Origin of the sequence: Megamonas funiformis, assembly GCF_010669225.1 — a bacterium.
Lineage (GTDB): Bacteria > Bacillota > Negativicutes > Selenomonadales > Selenomonadaceae > Megamonas > Megamonas funiformis.
Genome location: NZ_CP048627.1, coordinates 510,621 through 529,792 on the forward strand (window position 1 = coordinate 510,621; position 19,172 = coordinate 529,792).

At 32.7% G+C, this 19,172-nt stretch carries 13 protein-coding genes; 5 read left to right on the forward strand and 8 right to left on the reverse strand.

All coding sequences use genetic code 11. The features are described from left to right. Positions 1–136 precede the first annotated feature (136 nt). The 8 genes from holA to GXM21_RS02575 all read right to left on the reverse strand — a co-directional run bounded on the left by holA (position 137) and on the right by GXM21_RS02575 (position 11,824). Positions 137–1,153 (reverse strand): DNA polymerase III subunit delta, encoded by a 1,017-nt coding sequence (gene holA, locus GXM21_RS02540; RefSeq protein WP_008538748.1) that lies wholly within the window; start codon positions 1,151–1,153, stop codon positions 137–139. 24 nt (positions 1,154–1,177) lie between these two features. Then, positions 1,178–3,571 (reverse strand): DNA internalization-related competence protein ComEC/Rec2, encoded by a 2,394-nt coding sequence (locus GXM21_RS02545; RefSeq protein ID WP_008538745.1) that lies wholly within the window; start codon positions 3,569–3,571, stop codon positions 1,178–1,180. Positions 3,572–3,622: 51 nt separating this feature from the next. Then, entirely contained in the window at positions 3,623–4,219 is a 597-nt protein-coding gene (locus tag GXM21_RS02550; RefSeq protein WP_008538744.1) for a ComEA family DNA-binding protein, read from the reverse strand. Positions 4,220–4,259: 40 nt separating this feature from the next. Continuing rightward, entirely contained in the window at positions 4,260–5,363 is a 1,104-nt protein-coding gene (locus GXM21_RS02555) for a tetratricopeptide repeat protein (protein ID WP_008538743.1), read from the reverse strand. Next, entirely contained in the window at positions 5,360–6,058 is a 699-nt protein-coding gene (locus tag GXM21_RS02560) for a ComF family protein (RefSeq protein ID WP_008538742.1), read from the reverse strand. The genes GXM21_RS02555 and GXM21_RS02560 overlap by 4 nt, the downstream gene beginning before the upstream one ends. 31 nt (positions 6,059–6,089) lie before the next feature. Beyond that, on the reverse strand, positions 6,090–8,255 hold the full coding sequence (gene recD2, locus GXM21_RS02565) for an SF1B family DNA helicase RecD2 (RefSeq protein WP_008538741.1): 2,166 nt from the start codon (positions 8,253–8,255) through the stop codon (positions 6,090–6,092). A gap of 39 nt (positions 8,256–8,294) precedes the next feature. Then, on the reverse strand, positions 8,295–10,241 hold the full coding sequence (locus GXM21_RS02570; RefSeq protein ID WP_008538740.1) for an ABC-F family ATP-binding cassette domain-containing protein: 1,947 nt from the start codon (positions 10,239–10,241) through the stop codon (positions 8,295–8,297). Between the two features lie 119 nt (positions 10,242–10,360). Continuing rightward, positions 10,361–11,824: an LCP family protein gene (locus GXM21_RS02575; protein WP_008538739.1), complete on the reverse strand. Its 1,464-nt coding sequence runs from the start codon at positions 11,822–11,824 to the stop codon at positions 10,361–10,363. Positions 11,825–12,135: 311 nt separating this feature from the next. Here GXM21_RS02575 and GXM21_RS02580 point away from each other — a divergent pair, with 311 nt between their 5' ends. The 5 genes from GXM21_RS02580 to rpoB all read left to right on the forward strand — a co-directional run bounded on the left by GXM21_RS02580 (position 12,136) and on the right by rpoB (position 19,131). Further along, positions 12,136–12,423, forward strand: a complete 288-nt coding sequence (locus GXM21_RS02580) for a zinc-ribbon domain containing protein (RefSeq protein WP_008538738.1) — start codon at positions 12,136–12,138, stop codon at positions 12,421–12,423. Positions 12,424–12,524: 101 nt separating this feature from the next. Then, complete coding sequence (locus tag GXM21_RS02585) at positions 12,525–13,316, forward strand: basic amino acid ABC transporter substrate-binding protein (protein WP_008538737.1); 792 nt, start codon at positions 12,525–12,527, stop codon at positions 13,314–13,316. Between the two features lie 93 nt (positions 13,317–13,409). After that, positions 13,410–14,075 (forward strand): amino acid ABC transporter permease, encoded by a 666-nt coding sequence (locus GXM21_RS02590; RefSeq protein ID WP_163604668.1) that lies wholly within the window; start codon positions 13,410–13,412, stop codon positions 14,073–14,075. Then, complete coding sequence (locus GXM21_RS02595; RefSeq protein ID WP_008538734.1) at positions 14,062–14,781, forward strand: amino acid ABC transporter ATP-binding protein; 720 nt, start codon at positions 14,062–14,064, stop codon at positions 14,779–14,781. Before GXM21_RS02590 ends, GXM21_RS02595 begins: the two co-directional genes overlap by 14 nt. Before the next feature lie 672 nt (positions 14,782–15,453). Next, positions 15,454–19,131: a DNA-directed RNA polymerase subunit beta gene (rpoB, locus tag GXM21_RS02600; protein WP_039881337.1), complete on the forward strand. Its 3,678-nt coding sequence runs from the start codon at positions 15,454–15,456 to the stop codon at positions 19,129–19,131. Positions 19,132–19,172 lie beyond the last annotated feature (41 nt).

A 19,172-nucleotide genomic window follows, 5' to 3' on the forward strand; every position in this document is an offset into this window, starting at 1 on the left:
TTATAGATAAATTAATTTATTTTAAGGAGAAAGTTTTATTAAAGATGAATATAGAATATTTTTAATAAAAAAATGCCATTAAAATAATGGCATAATCTTGTATATTAAGAGTAAAATAAATTATTTTTATTAGATTTTAAAGACAAAATTTTATAAGAAGATTTTCGATTAAAGCAGACTCATTAGAGCCTGTTTTTAATTTATAATCAGCATCAGCTATATCTATGATCATTTGTTGAATTTTATCTAAACTGAAATTTTGAGCTTGTTTGATGATTTTTTCAGTGATAAATGGATGTAATTTTAAAATAGAAGCTATTTGTTTTGTAGATTGACCTTCACTGAGATAAATTTTTACATGCCAAAGCTGGTCTATTTGACGAGCTAAGAATTTTAATAAACGCAGTGGATGTATACCTGCTTGTTGTTGAATGGTAAATAATTCTAAGGCTGTGGCAATATCTTTATTGCCTAAAGCTTCCCAAAGGCGAAATGTGGAAATCTCAGGGATGCTAGAAAAATTATTTTCAAGAAATTGGCGATTGATAAGTGTTTTTTGTGGATAGAGTGTGAGTTTTTGTAATTCTTGGTCTAAAAAGCCAAGGGAGATTTTTTCCATGGATTTTATAGCTTCTAAAAAATAAGCATAAGCTTCTCGATCAAAGCGGAGATTTAACTCACGAAGGTGAGAATTGAGCCAGTCATTGATATTCCAATAAGCTATAGCTTCACATTCTACTATAGTGCCAAATTTTTCAATAGTTTTAATGAGTTTTCTGCGCTTATCAATTTTGCCTAAGTTATATTGTAAAATCAATATACTATAATCGGGCATATTGGCGATATAATCTAAAAATAATTGTTCATCTTCTTTATCTTTAGCGGATAACTTGTCTTGAAATATCTTCAAATCTTTGGCGATGATGATATTATGTTCACTGAAAAAAGGAGAACTATCTAATGCTTGTAAAATAGCTTTTGTATCAGCTGTACTATCAAAATATTGAACAGCTTCTTCGTCGTTTTGTGGATTTAATAAAGTTAGTAATTTTTTGAGATAATTTTCAGCTAAATATAATTCTTCACCAGTGATTAAATAGACTGATTTTAATTGTTTAGCTTGTAATTGTTTTATTGCATCATTATATTTCATGGGAAATCCTTTGCTTAAAATATATTAATTTAAAAATGTTTTGAGGGAATAATTATAGCCATCAGTATAAATTACTATAGCTCCTTTTTCATCTGTGCGGAGAATTTTTGTAGGCAGGTTATTTAACCTATCGAGAACTTCTTTGCTAGGGTGACCAAAGCTATTATATTTGCCCACAGAGATGATAGCTAATTGAGGTCGTACATGTTCTAAAAATTCTTGTGAAGAAGATGTTTTAGAGCCATGATGAGCAACTTTTAAAATTGTAGAGGCTATATTTTTATTTAATAAATATTTTTCCTGTGTTTGCGGTAAATCACCTGTGAACAACACAGAAAAATTATGATATGTTAATTTTAGTACATTTGAACTATCATTGCTAGATTTTAAATTTTCTTTTTCATCATTTTGAAGAAATTGGAAATGAATATCTTCTAAATTAAAAGCAGTGTTTTCCTTGGCTACAATAGCTTTGGTTAATAGGGGATTATTCAGTGGTAATTTTAAAATTTTGGCATATAAATCTTTATCTTCATCAGCGATAATTAAATGATTTACAGGTATTTTTTGTAAAATGGAACTAGCTCCACCACTATGGTCAGCGTCAGCGTGGCTCAAAATTAAATAATCTAATTTATTGATACCATAATGGCGTAAATAGGGTAAATCTACATAAGAGCCAATATCAAAATCAGAATTAATAGAGCCACCTGTATCAATTAGTATACTATGTTGATGAGGCGTGATGATAAGGCAAGCATCACCTTGACCTACATCAATAAAATGTATTTGTAGAGGAGAAGGCTTTATCATTAAATAACAAGAACAAATAATCAGGCTAATACTACAGATATAAGTGATAAATTTGTATTTTTGTAAAAGTGAATATAAGTATCGGCGAATTTTGATGTTTAAAATTATAAAAATAAGGGAATAATAAATTAAAATAGCTGGAAAATTTAATGGCGGTACATAAATACTAGCAAAGGGAATTTTGGTGAGTAAAAAAGTTGCTTCATTACTTATGCTTAAAATTAAGCTGGCAAAAATAAATAAAATTTTAGTGATAAAAGGAAAGATAAATCCTAAGATGAAAGCTATTAAACCCAATATGATGAGAATTTCCAATAGGGGAATAATGATTAAATTGGCTAATAGAGAACTAAGAGATAAACTGGTGAAATACCAAATAATAATAGGAAAAGCAAAGATTTGAGCACTCATGGTTAAAGCTAGATTATCTGTTAATAGTGGAGGCAATTTTAATTTATTTAAATTAGAGCGTAATATGGGCATTAAATAGACAAGACCAGCTGTAGAGGCAAATGAAAGCTGAAAACTTATATTGAATAATAATAGAGGATCAAAGAGCAATAAAATCAAAGCAATGATACTTAATAAATGTTGAGCTGTAGATTTTTCTTCAAGATATAGAGCGATAATGCTAAGTAGCCCCATTATGCTAGCACGTATGACAGGTATACTAGCACCACATAGAATAGTATAAAAAATAATGAGGATTAATAATAAGATTAAATTAAAGAAGCGAGGCAGATGTAAAAACTTGCCTAAAGATAATAAAAATAGGGAAATCAAGCTGATATGAGAACCTGATACAGAAAGAATATGAATAATTCCAGTGATGGAATAAGCTTCTAAGATATCTTTTTCGATATTATTATAGCCACCAAATAACATAGCAAAAATCATATTAGCATCATTTTCAGGCATTACTTGATACATAGATTGTAAAAAAGATTGCTCGATTTGATAGCAAAATTCTTGAAGCGAGAATTTATCAGATGTATTTAATATTTTTAAATTTTGTTTACCAATGGAAAAAGTAGCATAGATACCTTCTTCTTGGGCAGAAAGCTCACGATCGACTAAATTGGGATTGTGATAATTTTGGATTAAGCGGATAGTACCTGTGGCAGAAATCGTATCATTGATTTTAGCAAGATTATCTAAATTTTTTTGTTTTTGATAAAGATAAACTTTTCCTGTTGTAGTTTTTTCTTCCTTTTGCTTGATGGATTTAGTATCAACAACATATGTTAAATGATATATACCAGCACTGTCTTGGCGGATTTTAGGCATTTGACAGATAATACCAGTTAAAGTGATTTCTTGATTGTCATAGTTTTTTATATTGTCATCGGCAATGAAGGTAAAAGAGAGATAACGCATCACACCTAAAAAGAAAAATAAAATAAGATATAATAAAAATGTAAGTTTATGTTTACGTAAAGTAAAAAAGAAGGCTAATATTAGATTTACTATAATTAAATAAAAAAGGTGTGTATATGACTTAGAAATTTCAGGAGTTTTCATCGTCATATACACACCTAAGCTGTAGAAAAGAATTATAAAATTAATGAAAAGTAAGGGCGATTGCCCATAATGTATCTTAATCATAATATGCCTTCTTAAATAATAAAATAAATCATTTGTTAGATTTAAAAGATTTTAAGTACAAATTTTATCTTGCATTTTGCTAAATTTAGCTTCACCAATACCTTTGACATTTTTGATATCTTCGATAGAAGAAAAATTACCATGTTCTTGGCGATAATCAATGATTTTTTGAGCAGTTGCAGGGCCAATTCCAGGTAAAGTATCTAAATCTTCTTTTGTTGCAGTATTTATATTGATTAAATTAGAAGATGAATTATTATTAGGAATGTTGGAATTAGTATCATTTACCTGTTCATTAGAATTGTTGACAGGTGTTTTACTGCTCACTTGAATTTGCATACCATCAGTTAATTTTTGAGCTAAATTGATTTTGGTTTTATCTGCAAGTGGTGTAAAATCGCCACAGGCTTTAATTGCATCAGCAATGCGACTATCACTAGGTAATTCAACTAAACCAGGAGAATTGACTTCGCCAGAGACATAAACAGTGATGGTAGTATCTTCTTGTTTATCTTGAGTCTGTGTTTGCATATTATCGGTGATAATAGGAGTAGTATCTTCTTGTGTGTAAAGATAATAAAAAGTTGAAACACTAGCAAATAGAGCTATACAAAATAAAACAAGTAGCGATTTTTTATACATAGGCATATAAATCATTCTTTCTAATTATAAAAACAAAAAGGAAATATTAATTTTTTAAATCTTGGCATTTAGCGATTAAATCAAGTACAGCGAAATCTTTATGTTTAATATCTTTTAACACTACTAAAGCATTTGGATATTCGCCATTTTGACAGAGTAGATAGCCAAGATTTTTTAAGATGAAGTCATTTTCATCATCTAAAAGTAGAGCTTGGCGCAATAAAAAAATAGCTGATTGAAGATTATTATGTGTGCGGAAAATATCAGCTAGATAATTAAATAGCCAAATTTTTTTCTTATAAGATAAAACTTGAGACATGATACATTGACTCACTTGCTCGCAAGGTGTGGCTAAAATAGTAGAAATATTTTCCTTATTGGCTATTTGCATATCCCAAATTTGATTGATTGTATTTTGTAGAGCTGGATTTATATTGGTATTGGTATCAGGCATGATGACTCCTTTTGCACTATTGATAACAGTGGATTGATGAACAGTTAAATCGTGATTAACAGGATTTTTTTGCTTTTGTGTCTTTAAAGACTGTCTACGTTGTTTTTGATAAGTATTTAGATTAGGACAACGGCGCATTAATTTATCAGCTTTAAATATTTTTTTGAGTTTTTCAATAATCATATCTAAAAGTTGATAATCTTTTTCATTTTTTAAAGTGATTTTATTGGATAATAGATGATTTAATGTAGTTAAAGCTTCTTCTTTTTTTCCATGAACTAATAAAAGTTGGATTTCTAAAAGTAGACTACGGCAATCTTGCGGAGATTGAGCTTTTAACTTTTGTGTCCAATTGAAAGCGCGTTCATAATCATGTAAACATAAATAGGTATCAGCTAATTCGTAGATGATATCACTATCTACGATATTTTTTTCAAATAATAATTGAATGCAAGATAGAGCTTCTTCATAGAGTTTTTGTTGTTTGAATTGATGGATTTCCAAAAGAAAATCATCTTTAGTCATTTCATTTGAAGATGGCTTATTATCGGTAGTGATATTTTGAGCGGATATTTCTTCTGTAGTTGTATCTTCTGAGGAAGATGGATAGAGATTTTTAAATACACAGTAAGAAGTATCAGAAGTGTTTGGTTGATTAAAAGAGGTTTGTTGAAACCATTTTGGACGTTTTTTCAAAAAAATACCTCCTTTGAAGGTTTTGTAGGTAAATTGATATTGGCTTGACTAGCTAATACTAGACCGCTTACAGTTTTAGCGCCATGATTTTTTAAAACCATAGCACAATTTTTTAGTGTACTGCCTGTGGTGAATATATCATCAATCAATAAACATTTGCGATTTTTTACATCAACATAATCTTTTAAGGTAAAAGCATTGGCTAAATTTTCTTGACGTTCATGGCGTAGTAATTGATATTGTGATTTAGTTTGTTTTGTACGCTCAAGAATATCGCAATAATTAAAATGATGTTTATCAATCCATGGTTTAAAAATTTTTTCAACTTGATTAAAACCACGTTTTTTTAATTTATTTTTGTGTAGGGGTACTGGGATGATCATATCATAAGTGGAAAAATCCCAATCTTCATCTAAATATGAAAATAATGGTTTTAAATAAGCTAAAGTAGCAAATTTATTTTGATATTTTAATTCGTGAATTAAATTCTTAAGTCCTTTATCGTATTTACCTATAGCTATAATAGGTGAAATATATTGTCGAATATCTTCATCATAAGCTAGATTTTCATTGCGGATAATTTCTTCTAAACAAGAAGAACACCACATACCTTTTTGTTCTACATAAGCATTACAAGAAGGACAATGGCTAGGAAATAGAAATTGCATAATAACTTGATAGATATTATTTAACATGATAAAGAACTCTTTTCTAAAATAAAATAGTTTAAATTAATTTATGGGCTAAACGTTCAGCAAGTAGTGTATATCTTTTTTGTGTTCGATTGCTTTGAACAGCAGTCATCAATGCTTTTTTCGAGCCAATGATGATGACCTTTTGTTTGGCTCTGGTGATAGCTGTATAGAGTAAATTTCGTTGGAGCATGATGTAGTGACTTGTTGATAAAGGAATGATGACTACTTTATATTCACTGCCTTGACTTTTATGCACACTTGAGGCATAAGCTAGAGTTAATTCGTTTAGTTCATTTTTTTCATAGGTAACAATATGGTCAAAATAATCTACAGTTAATTTTTCGTTGTTGATATCTTGGATAAAACCAATATCGCCATTAAATACATTTTTTTGGTAGTTATTGCGAATATGCATGACTTTATCGCCAACACGGAATGTTTGTGAAGAATATTTTAATTCATCTTGATTTTTCTTAGGATTTAATTGTTCTTGAAGCATTAGATTTAAATTTTCTACGCCACATAAAAAGCGATGCATAGGAGATAAAACTTGTACGTCTTTGAGAACATCAAAACCTTCATGAGGTAAATCTTTAGTACATAAATCAAGGATTTTTTGTGTAATGGAAGTATCGTCATTTAATTCATAAAAGACAAAATCGCTGTATTGTTTGCGAAGATCAGGTAATCTACCAGCGTTTATGATATGTGCATTTTGGATAATCATGCTTGTTTGAGCTTGGCGGAAAATCTCATCTAAGCGAATGGCAGGGATTTTTTGCGAACGAATGATATCTTTAAGTACAGATCCAGGGCCTACAGCAGGAAGTTGGTCTGTATCACCGACTAAGATGATGCGACAACCATCTGGTACAGCATTTAGAAAATGGTGCATGAGGACTATATCCACCATAGAAACTTCGTCTAAGATGATGACATCAGCATCTAATTGGTCATCGATATCTTTGCTAAAGCCTAATTGTAAATTATCATCTTGAGCTAAATTATTTGCTTCTAGCAAGCGATGGATAGTTAAAGCTTTTTGTCCTGTTGTTTCGCTTAAGCGTTTTGCAGCTCGTCCAGTTGGTGCTGCTAGGCGAATTTTTAATCCTTGGGCTTTTAAAATAGATAAGATGCCTTTGATTACAGTCGTTTTACCAGTACCAGGACCACCAGTAAGGACTAAAACTCCGTGATGAAGACAAGCTTTGATGGCTTCTTTTTGTTTTTGTGCAAGTTGGATTTGATTGTCTTTTTCCCATACTTTGATAAATAAAGAAAGATTATCTTCTGATAAAGGCTCAGTTGCTTGTTGTAATTGAAGTAGACGCGTAGCAACTTTTTTTTCGGCATAATAAAGATATGGCGGATAAATTAAAGTTTCGCCACCAACTACTTCAGTATTTAAAGAGCCATTATCAATGCGTTCTTTTAAAATAGTGAAGATGATTTGATTATTTACTTGCAATATCTTTGCTGTTTTATCGACAAGAGCCATTTCAGGAATACAGCAATGACCATTGTTGCAAAGTTGCATTAAAGCATAATCTATACCTGAGATTATGCGTCGTTTATCCTCTCTTTGTATGCCAAGATTAAAAGCGAGTTTATCAGCTGTTAAAAAGCCTATACCTTCGATATCTTGAAATAAGCGATAAATATCTTTTTCCATGATATCTATCGCAAAAGAACCATATTTAGCAAAGATTTTACCTGCATAAGTATTGGATATACCATGATTTTCTAGCCAAACCATGATTTCAGTGAGTTCACTTTGTTCAAGATAAGAAGCGGATATTTTTTCTGCTGTTTTTTTGCCAATACCGGGAACTTTTAATAATTCATTTGGTGATTTAGCAATTATTTCTAAAGTCTTTTCGCCAAATTCAGCGACTATTTTCTTTGCCATGGCAGGGCCAATGCCGTTGATTGCCCCAGAAGCTAAGAATTTTTCAATGCCGGATATTTCTGTAGGAGCAACAGTTTTGTAAGTCGTAGCTTTAAACTGTTGCCCAAATTTAGGGTGCTTTACCCATTCCCCTTCAATTTCTAATAGTTGTCCAATGAGTGGAGCTATGCCGTTTAGGGTAACTGTTATCTGTGTAGAAAGTTTTTCTGGTGATAATTTTAAAACAGTGAAGCGATTATCTTGACTGGCAAAAATAATCGTGTCTACTGTTCCACATATTTTTTCCATAAGTAAAGCCTTTCTATTATTTATGATAAATTTATTATTCTATGCTTTATTTGCTAATTCTTCGGTTAATTTATCCCATTCAATATATTTTTCTTCTAGTTCTTGTTCTTTTTGAGCATAAGCTGTAGCTATTTCATGACTTTTATTAGGGTCTGCTTGCAGTGCTGGGTCATTCATTTGATATTCTAAGCCTTTTAATTCAGCTTCAAACATAGCGATAGTAGCTTCGCAACGCTGTATCATCATGGTTAATTTTTCACTGCTCATAGCAGAAGCTACATGTGCATTTTTAGGTTTTGCTTTTTCTTGTTTTGTTTTAGGCGTAGTTTTATTTTCAGTAGTAGCTTTTTTATTTGAAATTTCTTGAGTAGACTCAAGTTCTTTTTGCATTTCTAATTTTTTTTCACGATAATAGCTATAATTTCCATTATACTCTGTTAAATGTCCGTTTTCTAATTCACAAGTGAAGTTAGTAACTTTATCTAAGAAATAACGGTCATGGGAAACGACGATAAATGTACCAGGGAAAGCCATCATCGCTTCTTCAATAGCTTCTTTAGCAGGAATATCCAAATGGTTTGTAGGTTCGTCCATTACGAGGAAATTTGCACCAGTTAACATTAACTTTAATAAAGCCAAGCGAGATTTTTCTCCACCGGATAAATCGCCGATTAATTTATAAATATCATCGCCTTTGAATAAGAAAGCACCTAGACAGTGGCGAGCCTGTTCATCATTTAAACCAAATGAAGATAAGATTTCATCAAAAACAGTATTGCTAGGGCAAAGACCTTCATGTTGCTGGGAATAATAGCCGATTTTTACACGACTGCCGATTTTAATATTTCCTGTAGGAGATTGTAATTCGCCTAAAAGTAATCTCAATAAAGTTGTTTTACCAGCACCATTAGGGCCTACGATAGCTACACCATCACCTTTGCGAATTAATAAAGATAGATGTTCAAAGATTTTATGATCGCCGAAACTAACAGATACATCATCAAGTTCAGCTACACGTTGAGCACATTCTTCTGGTTTATGGAACATAAAATAATTAAAGCCTGATTTTTGTGGAGGTAAGATGATGCGTTCTAAACGTTGTAATTGTTTTTCACGTCCTCTAGCTTGTTTGGCTTTGACACCTGCTTTATAACGACGAATATATTCTTCTGTTTCGCGGATATGTTCTTGCTGTTTAGCATAGGCAGATTCTAGGGCAGCTCGTCTTTGAGCTTTTACTTTCATGGCAGTGGAATAATTGCCATCATATAAAACAGTTGTTTTATTTTCTAAATCTAAAATCTTAGTAGCAACTTTGTCTAAGAAAAAGCGGTCATGGGAAATTAAAAGTACGCCACCTTTATAATTGCTCAAAAAGCCTTCTAGCCATTCAATCATTTCAATATCAAGATGGTTTGTTGGTTCATCTAAAAATAGAAAATCTGGCTCACGAAGTAATGCTTTAGCTAGACAAATGCGAGTGCGTTGACCACCTGAAAATAATGTTGGGTTTTTGGGAAAGTCTTCTTCACTAAAGCCAAGACCAAAAGCAACGCGACGAAGACGGCTTTCATAATCGTATCCGCCTAATTGTTCAAATTTATCAGAAATACGACTATATTCCTTCATTAAATCTTCAAGTTTATCATCATCATCTAAGTTTTCAATTTGTTTTTCTAATGTAGTTTTTTTCTGTCCGAGAGCAATGATATCAGCAAAAGCAGATAAGAGTTCATCATATAAATTATCATGAGTGAAATCTGATTGCTGTTGCATATAGCCGATAGTATCTACACTATCAATACTGATGCGACCTGTATCATATTCTTCAATACCTAAAAGACATTTCATTAAAGTGGATTTACCAGCACCATTAGGGCCAACAAAACCAATTTTATCGCCACGAGCCACATCAAAGGAGACATTATGAAATAATTCTTCTATGCCAAAGGATTTTCCTAAATCTTGAATGCGTAAAATTCCCAAAATAACACTTCCTTTATAATTTATAACTATATAATATAATTTAAATTTTAAATTTATAGACCTATATAATTAAATCTTGCTACTCCATGAAGATATAGCAAGATTTAATCTAAAATAATTTAATTTTGTTTTTGATAATCTAAGCCAATATTGACTGTTGCCTGACCAGAGCTTCCTCCTGACATAATAGTACAAGTAAATGGCATACCATAGAAATAATCTGTTTCATGCTCATTTGCTGTAATAGTTGTATGTTCACGAGAAGATGTATTTCCTGTTTCAACACTAGAAATTTTAAAACCTTTGCGTTTTAAGATATCTGCAACTTCTGCACCAGCTCCATTGATACCGCTAGAGTTGATGACTAAAACGGTTATATCTTCATTTTTTACAGGTTCAACTTTTTCTTTAGCAGGAGCTGTGTTGTCTTCTTGAGTTGAAGATTTTTCTTCGTTTGAAGGAGTTTCTGTTGTAATATCGCCCATTTTTAAACCTTTAGGCAAAGATTTTTCATATGCTTTTATTGTAGATTCAGTATCTTTTTGAGCAGTTTCATTTAAGGTAATTCCCATATTTTGCGCTATTAAATTTCGTGTTTTGGCAATATCTGGTATCCAATAGCTGATATCTTCGATATAAGCAGGTTGTCCAGGAACCATACTAGAAGATAAGCCATTTTGTTGGATTGTAGGTAAATTGGATACTAGGGCAATCATTTCATTCAATGGCATATTAGTTTGAATAGCTGAGGAAATATTGCTTAAAATATCTGGTAGTTTTGGTAGGATTGATGGTGATATTGCTTGTGCAAGGAAAGCTTTCATGAATTTTTGCTGACGATTTATACGACCGATATCGCCCTCACCATCGCGATAGCGAACATATTGAATAGCTGTTTTACCATTTAAATGCTGAAGTCCTGGTTGAAGGTCGATGACGAGACCACCATTGTCGTCCCAAGGGTCTTCATAATACATGCGTTTTTCTACATCAATATCAACACCACCAACAGCGTCGATGATTTTTTCAAAAGCTTGGATATCTATAAGAACATAATAATTAATCGGTACATTTAAAAATGATTCCACTACTTTTTGCGTAAGCTCATGACCACCATAAGCGTAAGCGTGATTTATTTTGTCATAGTCATTTTTTTCGATATGTACTCTAGTATCACGTGGCAAAGATAATAAAGAAGCTTTTTGTTCATTTGGATTATATGTTAAAACCATTAATGTATCACTGCGACCGACATCATCAGCACGTCTATCTACACCCATTATCATGATATTAAGAACGTTTGTTTGTTCTGTAGTTATAGTTGGAGGATTATCAGAGGAAGAATCAGAGTTAGCAAAGACAAATCCAACTAATACCAATAATAGAATAATAATTAAAGCAATAAGACGGTTATAGTTTTTCTTCTTTTTATATATTTTTTTTGGCGGTGGAGGAGAGGGTGGATCATTTTTTTCTCGCCATTCCCTGCTGAGCCAATCTGGAGTATTTAATGTATCAATATCATTTTTATCGTTATCACTAGTTGTATCGTGTTTATTTGTATCATCAATTTTATTTTCCAAAATAAAAAACTCCTACTAATTTATTCATACATTATGCTAACTAAGTTAGTATATCAAATATAAATTATCATTTCAATTTATATAAAAATAAATATTTATAAATGTTGTGTATAAATATACGAATAAAGGGAGAAAAATTTTTATAATTTTACAATATATAGTTAATTTTTGCTTGATTTTTGTTGAATAAAACTTTATACTAAAAGAAGCAAACAGCTTTTTTGTTCTGATATGAAAAATGACGTGGAAAATCATGCATTTATGGGATGAAACGGCTTGGGCTTAATTGAACTTTTTAAGGAGTTTTACAAATGGATTTTCAAGACAAAACACTAGTATGTAAAGATTGTGGTAAGGAATTTGTTTTCAGTGCAGGAGAACAAGCTTTTTATGCAGAAAAAGGCTTTGAAAATGAACCAGCACGTTGCCATGAATGCCGTGATAAAAGACGTCGCGAACGTGAAGGCGGAAAAGAACAGCGTCAGATGTATACTGTAGAATGCGCAGAATGCGGAAAAGAAACACAGGTTCCTTTTGAACCAAAAGGAGACCGTCCAGTTTATTGTCGTGATTGCTTCAACGCTAGACGCAATAAATAATTTAGTTTAATCGGCAAGGAGGCTTGGATATTTCCGAGCCTTTTTTAAGGTTAGATGTAATTATAATTTTATAAACAAATTTAAAGAAGGGAAGTTACATAATGAGTAAGAAACTATTAACTTTATGTGCTCTTTGTATGTTTGCTGTAAGTGCACTTTTCGCTGGCTGTGGACAAGATAGTTCTGATAAAGCAGCTTCTAGCGGAGAAAAAGTATTACGTGTAGGTACTAATGCTGACTTTGCTCCATTTGAATTCCAAGACGAAAATGGTAGCACAGAATATCAAGGTTTTGATATGGATTTAATCAGAGCTGTAGCTAAAGAAATGGGTTACACAGCTGAAATTCAAAATGTTAACTTCGATGGCTTAATTCCTGCTATGGAATCTGGCAATATTGATATAATTGCTTCTGGTATGACTATTAATGAAGAACGTAAAAATCAGGTAGAATTCTCTGATCCTTACTATATTTCTGGTCTTACTATCGTTGTTCCTAAAGATAACACTGATATCAATGGTTTTGCTGATTTAAAAGGCAAAAAAATAGCTGTACAGATCGGTACAACTAGCATGGAAGAAGCACAGAAAATCGAAGGTGCTGAAGTAAAAGCTTTAAATAGTTCTGCTGATACATTTATGGAACTAAAAGCAGGTAACGTTGATGCAGTTATTAATGACCTTCCTGTAAATGATTATTATATTGTAAAAACTAAAGCTACTGATGTAAAACGTTTAGATGATAAACTTACATCTGAAGAATATGGTTTTGCAATGAAAAAAGGTAATACAGAATTAAAACAAAAAGTAGATGCAGCTTTAAAAACACTTAAAGAAAATGGTGAATATGACAAAATCTATGAAAAATGGTTTGGTACAAAACCTGCTAAATAATAGATTTTGTATTTAACATAGTAACCTAGAAGGACACTGTCTGATGGTCAGTGTCCTTTTTCTATAATAGAAGAAAGTGAGGAGGTTTTATTTTTGGATTTTAGATTTGATATTATTATCAATGCTTTTCCATTACTTATTGAAGGTGCTATTTTCACAATTCAAATTACAGCACTAAGTGTTGCAATCGGTATTATTATTGGTTTATTTGTTGGTGTTGCTCGCATTAGTAAAATTAGAATAATTAAATGGTTAGCAGCTATCTACGTTGACTTTTTACGTGGAACACCTTTATTAGTACAGATTTTCTTGATATATTTTGCACTACCTGTATTAACAGGTATAAAAATGAACCCATTTGTAGCAGCTATTGCTGCTTGTAGTATCAATAGTGGTGCATATGTAGCGGAAATTTTTAGAGCAGGTATACAATCTATAGATAATGGTCAGATGGAAGCAGGTCGCTTTTTAGGTTTATCTTGGTTCCAGACAATGAGATATATAATTATTCCTCAGGCTTTTAAACGTGTAATACCACCACTAGGAAATGAATTTATCGCTTTATTGAAAGATTCATCATTAGTGTCTGTTATTGGCTTTGAAGAATTAACTCGTCGTGGTCAATTAGTTATTGCTAGAACATATGCTTCTTTAGAAATTTGGGTTTGTGTTGCTTTAATTTATTTAATAATGACATTATCTATTTCTCGTTTTGTAGCATATTTAGAGCGGAGGTATCAAATTGATGATAGAAATTAAAAATTTGCATAAGTCTTTTGGTCATGTAGAAGTATTAAAAGGCGTAGATGTTTCCATTGAAGAAAAAGAAGTGGTAGTTATAATTGGGCCAAGTGGTTCTGGTAAATCTACACTACTTCGTTGCATGAATTATTTAGAAGAGCCTACAAGTGGAGATATCACTGTAGATAATATGAAACTCGATAAACATGCAGATATCAATAAAATTCGTGAAAATATCGGTATGGTATTCCAACGTTTTAATTTATTTCCACATATGACAGTATTAGAAAATATTGTACTTGCACCAACAAAAGTGTTGAAAATTTCACGTGATGAAGCAATCTCAACAGCTATGGATTTATTACAAAGAGTTGGTTTAAAAGAAAAAGCTAATTCTTATCCAAGTCAGTTATCTGGTGGGCAACAACAACGTGTTGCTATTGCTAGAGCTCTTGCAATGAAACCAAAAGTTATGCTCTTTGACGAACCAACATCAGCTCTTGACCCAGAAATGGTAACAGAAGTATTAGATGTTATGAAAAGCTTAGCTAATCAAGGTATGACAATGGTTGTAGTTACTCATGAAATGGGATTTGCTCGTGAAGTTGGGGATCGTGTATTATTCGTAGATGAAGGTCGTATCATTGAAGAAGGTACACCAAAGGAAATTTTTGAAAATCCTAAACAAGAACGTACAAAATTATTCTTATCTAAAATTCTTTAAAATTAAAATCAAATATTCTAGTTTAAATCGCATTTTAAGCTAGAATATTTGATTGACGCTCATCTGCTAGTATGCTATAATTTATTATTACCGGACGTGCGATTATTTGTCGTAAAAAAACTAAATAAAAATTAGTTTGAGATGAGTAACGTTCAAAAATTTTAACATAAAAAGTGAGAGTTCTTTTGATTTTATTTCAAAGAAAATAAAGCTTTATGTTAAGTTTTAGGTAAGCAAACAGCAAGCCTATAAAGTTAGTTGTTCTTTAAAAACACAAAATGTAGGACTTCATATTTTAGAAGCTACAAAGGAGTTTTGGCAGTTCCTTTAAGAGGATATACTTCTTAAAAATCTTCTATTGGCAATTATAACTGTTAAGTATATAAGTACTGTAGTTATTATTGTTGAGAGAAGAATGTCAATATATTTGATTACGTTATAGAAAATATTTTTCTATAGCTTTATATATTTTGGAGTGAATGAGGTGTACAAAGGAATATCTTTGTCAATTACAAAGCAAGGTCTTTAAAGAGAAAAAGTGCCTTGCCTTTTTAACGTTTAATGTATGTTGATAGTGAAAACATATCAAAGCGTGTAGACAAAAGATAAGAAAACACTTTATTCATATGTTTAATATTTAGTTTCAATTCGGTTTGAGGGGTGAAGATTTTAATGTTCAATCCTGTCTCAGTTGGTAAACGGACCAGGTATAGCTATGCCAAAATCAAAGAGGTTATGGATATGCCTCATCTTCTGGATATCCAGAGAAATTCTTATGATTGGTTTATGAAGGAAGGATTACAGGAGATTTTCCATGATATCTCTCCAATTCAGGGATTTACAGGAAATCTTGTGTTATCGTTTGAAGGTTTTTCTTTAGGAAAACCTAAATATGATATTGATGAATGTAAAGAACGCGATGCTACGTATTCTGCTCCTTTACGTGTCAATGTACGCCTGGTTAATAATGATACTGGCGAAGTAAAGGAACAGGAAGTTTTCATGGGTGATTTCCCACTCATGACAGAAACAGGTACATTTATCATCAATGGTGCGGAACGTGTTATCGTAAGTCAGCTCGTTCGTTCTCCTGGTGCTTATTACGGTGAAAATATTGATCCTACTGGTAAAAGATTATATAATGCCACAGTTATTCCAAATCGTGGTGCATGGATAGAGTTTGAAACAGACTTAAATGATGTAATTTCTGTTCGTCTTGACCGCAATCGTAAATTACCAGCTACAGTATTAATCCGTGCATTAGGTTATGGTACAAATGATGCTATTATGTCTTTATTTGATAATGATGAACGCATTAGAAACACTATAGACCGTGATAATACAGTAACAAAAGAAGAAGCATTAGTAGAAATCTACAAAAGACAGCGTCCAGGCGACCCACCTACTGTAGATAATGCTAAACAACTTTTAGAACAGCTTTTATTTGATCCTAAACGTTATGATTTAGCAACTGTAGGTCGTTATAAATTAACTAAAAAATTAGGCTGGAAACGTCGTCTTTTAGGCAAACAATTAGCTGAGCCATTAGTAGATAAAGAAACTGGTGAAGTTTTAGTTCCTGCTGATGTTACAATTGAAGCATCTATGGTTGAAGATATTACTATCGAACAAGAAAATAATATCTTCGGTGAAGATGAACATGCAATTGTTTATATTAAAGATAAAAACAATAATAGAATTAAGATGATTTGTTCTCGTACTTTACCATACAATCATCGTACAATTACTATTAACGATATTATTGCATCTATTAGTTATTTATTAAACTTAATGGATGGACATGGACATAAAGATGATATCGACCATTTAGGAAATCGTCGTATCCGTTCTGTTGGTGAATTGTTACAAAATCAATTCCGTATCGGTTTATCCCGTATGGAACGTGTAATCAGAGAACGTATGAATACACAAGATAATGATGTAATTACACCACAAGCTCTTGTAAATATTCGTCCTGTTGTGGCAGCAATCAAAGAATTCTTTGGTTCTAGCCAGTTGTCTCAGTTCATGGACCAGAATAACCCACTTAGTGAACTTACACATAAACGTCGTTTATCTGCACTTGGTCCTGGTGGTCTTAGCCGTGAACGTGCAGGGTTCGAAGTTCGTGACGTACACAACTCTCACTATGGTCGTATGTGTCCTATCGAAACTCCAGAAGGTCCAAACATCGGTCTTATCGGTTCCCTTGCAACATATGCTCGTATTAATGAATTTGGCTTTATGGAAACACCTTATCGTAAAGTCGATAAAGTTAATAAACAAGTAACAACAGATGTTCGTTATTTAACAGCTGATGAAGAAGATGATTTAGTAATTGCACAAGCCAATGAACCATTAGATGAAAATAACTGGTTCAAAGCTCAGCGTGTAACAGCACGTGTTCATGAAGAAACAATGCTTGTTGATGCAGATAGTGTAGATTACATGGACGTATCACCAAAACAGATTGTATCCATTGCGACAGCAATGATTCCATTCTTAGAAAACGACGATGCTAACCGTGCCTTAATGGGTGCGAACATGCAACGTCAGGCTGTACCTCTTTTCAGAACACAGGCACCACTTGTTGGTACTGGTATGGAATATAAAGCAGCTTGCGACTCTGGCGTTATGGTACTTGCAAAACGCGCAGGTGAAGTTGTTAGAGTAACAGCAGATCTCATTGAAGTTCGTGCAGACGAAACTGGTGAAATCGACCATTATAAATTACAAAAATATTTACGTTCCAACCAAGGTACATGTATGAACCAAGTGCCAATCGTGTACAAAGGTGATCATGTAGAAGCAAAAGAACCTATCGCTGATGGTCCAGCAACTGACCATGGTGAATTAGCTCTTGGTTACAACGTTATCGTAGCATATATGCCTTGGGAAGGTTATAACTACGAAGATGCGATTTTATTAAGTGAAAAACTTGTAAAAGAAGATATTTACACATCTATCCATATTGAAGAATATGAATGCGATGCTCGTGATACAAAACTTGGACCAGAAGAAATCACACAAGATATTCCAAACGTAGCAGAAGATGCTCTTCGCGACCTTGATGCTGATGGTATTATCCGTATCGGTGCAGAAGTTCGTGCAGGTGATATCTTAGTTGGTAAAGTTACTCCAAAAGGAGAAACAGAACTTACAGCAGAAGAAAGATTATTACGCGCTATCTTTGGTGAAAAAGCTCGTGAAGTTCGTGATACTTCCCTTCGCGTTCCACATGGTGAAGCTGGTCGAATTGTTGATGTTAAAATCTTCAACCGTGCTAAAAATGATGAATTACCACCTGGTGTAAATCAGTTAGTACGTGTATATATTGCTCAAAAACGTAAAATCTCTGTCGGCGATAAAATGGCTGGTCGTCATGGTAACAAAGGGGTTGTATCCCGTGTTATGCGTGAAGAAGATATGCCATTCTTACCAGATGGTACTCCAGTAAATATCGTGCTTAACCCATTAGGCGTGCCTTCACGTATGAACATCGGACAGGTACTTGAAACACATCTTGGTATGGCTGTTCGCGAACTTGGTATGCAGATTAAAGCAGGAGATCCAACAGTAGAATCTCGTTTACGTGCAATTGGTTATGATTTTGATAAAAATGGTATGCCAAAACCAGACGTTGCTGGTATTCACATTGCAACTCCAGTATTCGATGGTGCAAAAGGTAACGAAGTATTTGAAACACTCAAAGCTTCTGGTTTCTCTGATAATGGTAAGACTATTTTATATGATGGTCGTACAGGTGAACCATTTGAAAATCCTGTTACAGTAGGTTGCGTGTACATGCTTAAACTTCATCACCTTGTTGATGATAAAATCCATGCTCGTTCAACTGGTCCATACTCTCTTGTTACTCAACAGCCACTTGGTGGTAAAGCACAATTTGGTGGTCAGCGTTTCGGGGAAATGGAAGTTTGGGCTCTCGAAGCATACGGTGCAGCTTATACACTTCAGGAAATTTTAACAGTAAAATCTGACGATGTTGTTGGACGTGTTAAAACATATGAAGCTATTGTAAAAGGTGAAAACATTCCTGAACCAGGTGTTCCAGAATCCTTCAAAGTTCTCATTAAAGAGTTACAAAGTATTGGTCTTGATATCAAAGTTCTTTCCGAAGATGCACAGGAAATTATGATTAATGATATTGAAGATGATATCAATGAAACTGCAAGAGAACTCGATATGGATGCAACAGCAACAAAAGAATCTTATGGTCAAGCAGTAACAACAGATGTTTCTGAAGAAAATGTAGTAGAAGATGATTATACTACTGAAGAACCAACAGATGATATCATTGCTGATCTTGGTGCAGATAATTTTGACGAATAATATAATGGTTTAATTTAATCGATTTAAGAGCATTTATAATT